The organism is Accumulibacter sp. (assembly GCF_031732815.1).
Classification (GTDB): Bacteria; Pseudomonadota; Gammaproteobacteria; order Burkholderiales; family Rhodocyclaceae; genus Accumulibacter.
In genome coordinates, this window is record NZ_JAVMKF010000129.1 from 1 (window position 1) to 5,062 (window position 5,062).

General features: G+C 63.0%; 7 protein-coding genes and 3 pseudogenes. 7 read left to right on the top strand and 3 right to left on the bottom strand.

Going from position 1 to position 5,062, the window contains the following annotated elements; translation table 11 throughout:
* From RKP46_RS09220 to tnpA, 3 genes and pseudogenes are all read right to left on the bottom strand, one after another.
* A pseudogene (locus RKP46_RS09220) lies at positions 1-517 on the bottom strand (IS66 family transposase zinc-finger binding domain-containing protein); the annotation flags it as partial.
* Positions 518-723: 206 nt separating this feature from the next.
* Positions 724-1,077, bottom strand: coding sequence for an IS66 family insertion sequence element accessory protein TnpB (gene tnpB / locus RKP46_RS09225; protein ID WP_138678068.1), 354 nt, complete (start codon positions 1,075-1,077; stop codon positions 724-726).
* The gene (tnpA, locus tag RKP46_RS20205; RefSeq protein ID WP_138678069.1) at positions 1,074-1,394 is read right to left on the bottom strand and encodes an IS66 family insertion sequence element accessory protein TnpA; all 321 of its coding nucleotides are present in this window, start codon (positions 1,392-1,394) and stop codon (positions 1,074-1,076) included. Before tnpA ends, tnpB begins: the two co-directional genes overlap by 4 nt.
* Before the next feature lie 261 nt (positions 1,395-1,655).
* Here tnpA and RKP46_RS09230 point away from each other — a divergent pair.
* The 7 genes and pseudogenes from RKP46_RS09230 to RKP46_RS09260 form a co-directional block, all read left to right on the top strand.
* Positions 1,656-1,745 (top strand): annotated as a pseudogene (locus RKP46_RS09230) (hypothetical protein); the annotation flags it as partial.
* Positions 1,746-1,858: 113 nt separating this feature from the next.
* Positions 1,859-2,284, top strand: coding sequence for a PDDEXK nuclease domain-containing protein (locus RKP46_RS09235; protein ID WP_171047315.1), 426 nt, complete (start codon positions 1,859-1,861; stop codon positions 2,282-2,284).
* A gap of 323 nt (positions 2,285-2,607) precedes the next feature.
* The gene (locus RKP46_RS09240) at positions 2,608-2,949 is read left to right on the top strand and encodes a type II toxin-antitoxin system RelE/ParE family toxin (protein WP_012806696.1); all 342 of its coding nucleotides are present in this window, start codon (positions 2,608-2,610) and stop codon (positions 2,947-2,949) included.
* The gene (locus tag RKP46_RS09245) at positions 2,949-3,230 is read left to right on the top strand and encodes a helix-turn-helix domain-containing protein (protein ID WP_012806695.1); all 282 of its coding nucleotides are present in this window, start codon (positions 2,949-2,951) and stop codon (positions 3,228-3,230) included. Before RKP46_RS09240 ends, RKP46_RS09245 begins: the two co-directional genes overlap by 1 nt.
* Positions 3,231-3,462: 232 nt before the next feature.
* A pseudogene (locus tag RKP46_RS09250) lies at positions 3,463-3,819 on the top strand (DUF1016 N-terminal domain-containing protein); the annotation flags it as partial.
* A gap of 417 nt (positions 3,820-4,236) precedes the next feature.
* Positions 4,237-4,536 (top strand): DUF1778 domain-containing protein, encoded by a 300-nt coding sequence (locus tag RKP46_RS09255; RefSeq protein ID WP_012806692.1) that lies wholly within the window; start codon positions 4,237-4,239, stop codon positions 4,534-4,536.
* The gene (locus RKP46_RS09260) at positions 4,537-5,058 is read left to right on the top strand and encodes a GNAT family N-acetyltransferase (protein ID WP_138678071.1); all 522 of its coding nucleotides are present in this window, start codon (positions 4,537-4,539) and stop codon (positions 5,056-5,058) included.
* Positions 5,059-5,062: the final 4 nt, after the last annotated feature.

Below are 5,062 nucleotides of genomic sequence, written 5' to 3' on the forward strand. Positions count from 1 at the left end.
AGAGCGGCAGGTGATCGGCGTACTTGCTGACCATCACCCAGGCCAGCAAGGCCGGCGCCGCCAACCCACCGTCGATGATCGACGCCACGGATGGTGCGGCGGTAAGGGTCTCGCAGGGCCGGCAGGCGTACTTCGGGTAGATATGGCGTTCGACGAAGAACTCGGCCGGGACGATGCTGAGTTTCTCGGTCACGTCCTCGCCGATTCGCACCAGCGCCTGACCACATTGCCCACAGCTGCAGGTTTCGGGCTCGTGCAGGTGCTCAACCCGGGGCAGTTGCTCGGGCAAGGGCTGACGGCCGGCGCGTTCGCGTTTCGGTTTCTCGGGGGGCGGTTGATGCGGTCCCATTTCGGCCGCCTGGCGCTTTTCGGCCAGACGGGCTTCGCAGGCGGCCAGGTCGGCAGCCAGCGTTTCGTCGAAGAGGCCCCGGGTGCCGGCGGCCAGGGATTCGCTCTTGACGCCGAATTTCATCCGCCGCAAATAGGCCAGTTCGAGAGTCAGCTTCTCGATCTTGGCATCGCGCCAGTGAATCTCCGTGGCGTTGGTCTTGATCTGTTCGAGCAGCCCACCGACCCGGTTCTCGGCCCAGAACAACAGGTCCGCCGAGGGTGAGAAGGGGGCAAGTTCGCTGGCTAAATCCATGACGAATTATCCCATGAAGATGCTCTAAAAGGCGTCGAAGTGGCGGATTTTGCGTTCTTTTTTGCCAAGACAGCGCATGCCTATACCTGCCAGTGGGCGGGCGCCGGCGCGTCGCGGCGCTGCCAGTCTACGCCGGCGATCAGCCAACGCCATTGCGCTGGAGTGAGGGCGAAAACCGCGTCGCTGGCGCTCGGCCAGGTGAAGTAACCGCGGTGCAACCGGCGTTGCGACAGCCATACGCCGGTGCCATCCCAGACCAACAGTTTGAGCCGGCTGCGTCGCCGGTTGGTGAAGGCGTAGGCGGTGCCGTCACACGGGGAGCGCCCGAGACTGGCCTGGATGCGGGCCGACAGGCCATCGATACCCAGGCGCATGTCGACGGCTTCGACGGCCAGCCAGATGCGCTTCGGCGCGGCGCCGACGGGCGCGCTCATGCGTGCTCTCCCCACAGCGCCATCAGCCACCCGGCAGGCGGCAGGGTGGCAAATTCGAGTCGCCAGCCTTGCGGGCTGTGAAGTGACACGCTGGGCAGCGAGGCCACTGTATCGGGAACCCGCACGGCAGGAACCAGGGTCAGCCGACCTCCTCCCTCGCGCGCTCCCGACTCCGCCGCCAAACGCTGGTGCCAGTAACTCAGCGAATGGCTTCTCAGACCGTGCTGCTCACAGTACGCCTTCTGAGTGGCGCCGCTCGCCCGCCACGCCTCCACATGCCGTCGCCAGTGCGCCTCCCGTTCCCCTGCCTTGTCCATCTCGTCCTCCTCTCGAAAACCAGGAGCTTCCTCCACATCTCAGTCGCTTTACAGGTGGCCGGGCTGGACGCTTACGCTGATGCCAGGGGCCAAGCATCTATAGTTCGCCCGGACAGCCGATCTCCGTCTCCATCGGCAGACTGGCGCGATGTACGGCGCAGTCGTTCTTCGCGCGTCGTATCATGCCGGCTGGCCGACCTTGAGGAGGCGTGCCGGGTCGATCTCGATATGCGCGGGCTTTCCCCTCGCAACATGAAGTACATGCCGGCGTTCGCCGAGGCCTGGCCTGAAGAAGGATTTGTGCAGCAAGCTGCTGCACAAATGCTGTGGTTTCACAACTGCATCCGTCTCGACCAAGTCAAAGACCGGCCGACCCGCGAGTGGTACATCCGCAAGACCATCGAAAACGGTGACAGAGCCGGTCGGTTCTCGAACTCCAGATCGAGACTGCAGCGCACCGGCGCGTGGGTGCCGCGCAAACCAACTTCGATCGTGCGCTGCCGTCGCCACAGTCCGACTTGGCACGCGACATCCTCAAGGACCCCTACACCTTCGACTTCCTCGGGATCACGGACGCGTCAAACGAGCGCACCATCGAAAAGGCACTCGTGCTGCGCCTGCGAGACTTCCTGATCGAGCTCGGCGTCGGTTCTGCGTTTGTGGGAAGTCAGAACCGTCTTGAGGTGGACGGTCGTAACGGATGCGCGCGCCTTGTTGTTCTGCCTTACTCTATTTCGCACGGATCGCCGATCTCCATCCTCGGCAGCAGCCTCTGCGCGATGTATGGCGAAGCCGTTCTTCGCGCTTCGTGCCATGCCGGCTGGCCGACCTTGGGAGGCGTGCCGGGTCGATTTTTGGGGTATGGAAAATTCCCCCGGGCGCTGCCGTAAACCCGGAATGCGCAGCCCGACGGCGCTACCGTCGCTCAACCGAGCGGCCGCCTGGTGGACAATTCCAGATCAAGTGACTCGCCGCAAACCATGACCCCCAAAGCAAGACAAACCTCATCCCTACCGACTACGTCGCATGGCTTGCGGAGTTGAAGGCCACCATCCGCACGGAGAGGCTCAAGGCCGGTCTCGCCGTTAACCTGGAACTGGTCCTGCCCTATTGGGGGTCGCTTCAGAAAACGGAAAGTAAAGCACGATAAGCCGGTTGCCTGCTCCATTGGACCTGATACCCGCTTGCCGCGGTATACAAAACTTTGTATAGTATGAGCACGACCGATCCCAGACCTGTCGAGTTCCGGGGCAGTTCCCTTGATGAGCTTCGCGCTTTTCCGCTTCCGGCCAGGCGCGAGGCTGGTCATCAGCTCGATCAGGTTCAGAACGGCCAGGAGCCTGACGACTGGAAGCCCATGAACACCGTCGGCCAAGGTGCGAAGGAAATTCGGATTCGTGACGCAGCCGGGACGTTCCGGGTCATCTACGTTGCCAAGTTCGCTGATGCCGTCTATGTGCTTCACTGCTTCCAGAAGAAGACAGAGAAGACCAGCAAAGCCGATTTGGATTTGGCCTCGAAACGTTACCGCGACTTGTTGAAGGAGCTAGGCTAATGAGCAACCAACGATTTGCTAGCGTCTGGGATGCCATCGAGGACACCCCGGAAGAAGCGGAAAACATGAAGCTACGTTCCGTTCTGATGACGGCGCTGAAGAACCACCTTACCCGCACCGAAATGAGCCAGGCGCAAGCCGCCAAGCTCTTGGGCGTGACTCAACCGCGTGTTTCTGACCTGATGCGCGGCAAGATCAACCTGTTCGGCCTTGATGCACTGGTGAATATGGCGACGGCTGCCGGACTTCACATCGAGATGCGGGTACTCGAAGCCGCCTGACCTTCGCTAAACTCGCCGTTCTGCACCGCTTCGAGCGAGAACGGTTTTCGAGCACTCCCCAACCACACTCAACCGGCTTTGCCATCAGACTTTTGGGGGCGTGGGAATTTTCCAGGGCTCTGCCGGAAACCCGGAATACGCCGCCCGACGGATCTACCGTCGCGCAACAGTGCAGCAACCTGGTGGACAATTCCAGATCAAGTGACTCGCCGAAAACCGTAACCGCCGAAGCATGACAACCCTCATCCCTCCCGACTACGCCGCATGGCTGGCGGAGTTGAAGACCACCATCCGCACGGCGAGGCTGAAGGTCGGGCTCGCCGTTAACCGGGAACTGGTCCTGCTCTATTGGCGCATCGGCAAGGAGATTCTCGAACGGCAATCCGCCCAGGGCTGGGGGGCGAAGGTCATCGACCAACCGGCCCGCGACCTCCGTGCCGAGTTCCCCGACATGCGCGGGCTTTCCCCTCGCAACATGAAGTACATGCGGGCGTTCGCCGAGGCCTGGCCTGAAGAAGGATTTGTGCAGCAAGCTGCTGCACAAATAACTTGGTTCCACAACTGCATTCTTCTCGACCAGGTCAAGGACGGGTAGGCGTAAGGGCGACCGGTGGGGAGGGGAATCAACCGGCCTGCACAACCCCCGCGGGGGGCGGAAGCTCGGGGATACCTCGCCGGCCGGCGGAGCTTTACTCTTGCGCCGCGCCTGGAGCAGCGTCCAAAAGAAGGGCCACGCTTGATGGCGCAGCCATTAAGCTGGGCGGTCGTCGATGCGGGGCAGGGCGCAGCCGTGCCCCGTCACCCGGCGTGAGCGAAGCTGACGCCGCTCACTGGCTTTTGCGTCAGGGATCGTTACCGGATGGCCGGGACTTCAGGCCCGGCCCGCTGGCGCGTAGCGCGAGCGGGAACGCCCAAGAAAGGCCTTGTTTGTTCCGTACGTTTGCCGTACATTAGGAGAGCTTTCGCTTGCACGGGCGACGGCAAGCAAAAACACGGGAGAAAGGCCATGCAGACCAGCGATCCAGTCACCGACGACAAGACGCGCGCGGCGCGCCTGGAAGCCCGCCTGTCGGTCGAACAAAAAGCGGTGCTACAACAGGCTGCCACGCTATCCGGGCGCACCCTGAGCGAATTCGTCGTCGCCAGCGCCCAGGAGGCTGCCGCGCGCATCCTTCGGGAACACGAAACGATCCGTCTGAGCCGGGCCGAGCAGATCGCGTTCGTGACCGCTTTGCTCGACCCGCCCGCGCCGAATGAGCGTCTGCGCCAGGCCGCAGCGGCCTACCGCCAGCAAATGGGGCGGTGATTGTCGGCCCCGGCGACCCCGCATCGCATCGAGCCCCTCGGTAAGGGCCATGACCGCGACAGCTTTTCCTGCGGCAGTGCGCCGCTGGATCGCTACCTGCGCCAGCAAGCCCGCCAGGACGCCGACAAGCGCGTCGCCGCGCCCTTCGTTCTGATTGAGCCGCCCGCCGCGCAGGTGCTCGGGTATTACACGCTGTCCGCCTCGACGGTGGACGCCAGCGAATTGCCCGATGCCTTGACCAAAAAGCTGCCGCGTTACCCGCAACTCCCGGTGACGCTGCTTGGTCGGCTGGCCGTCGATCAAAGCATGAAGGGCATGGGCATGGGGGAATTCCTGCTCATGGACGCCTTGCGCCGCAGCGTGGAAGCCGCCGCGAACATCGCGGCCATGGCTGTCCTGGTGGATGCCAAGGACGAAGCAGCCGAAGCCTTCTACCGCCATTTCAGCTTCCTGCCGCTGCAACAGCGGCCCGCGCGCCTGTACCTGTCGATGAAAACCATCATCGCGCTGTTCGGCGACTGACAGG

Coding starts and splice junctions, on each gene's coding strand:
- tnpB (WP_138678068.1), bottom strand. CDS start 1,077: ATGAGCGCGCCCGTCGGCGCCGCGCCGAAGCGCATCTGGCTGGCCGTC.
- tnpA (WP_138678069.1), bottom strand. CDS start 1,394: ATGGACAAGGCAGGGGAACGGGAGGCGCACTGGCGACGGCATGTGGAG.
- RKP46_RS09240 (WP_012806696.1), top strand. CDS start 2,608: ATGAGCACGACCGATCCCAGACCTGTCGAGTTCCGGGGCAGTTCCCTT.
- RKP46_RS09245 (WP_012806695.1), top strand. CDS start 2,949: ATGAGCAACCAACGATTTGCTAGCGTCTGGGATGCCATCGAGGACACC.
- RKP46_RS09255 (WP_012806692.1), top strand. CDS start 4,237: ATGCAGACCAGCGATCCAGTCACCGACGACAAGACGCGCGCGGCGCGC.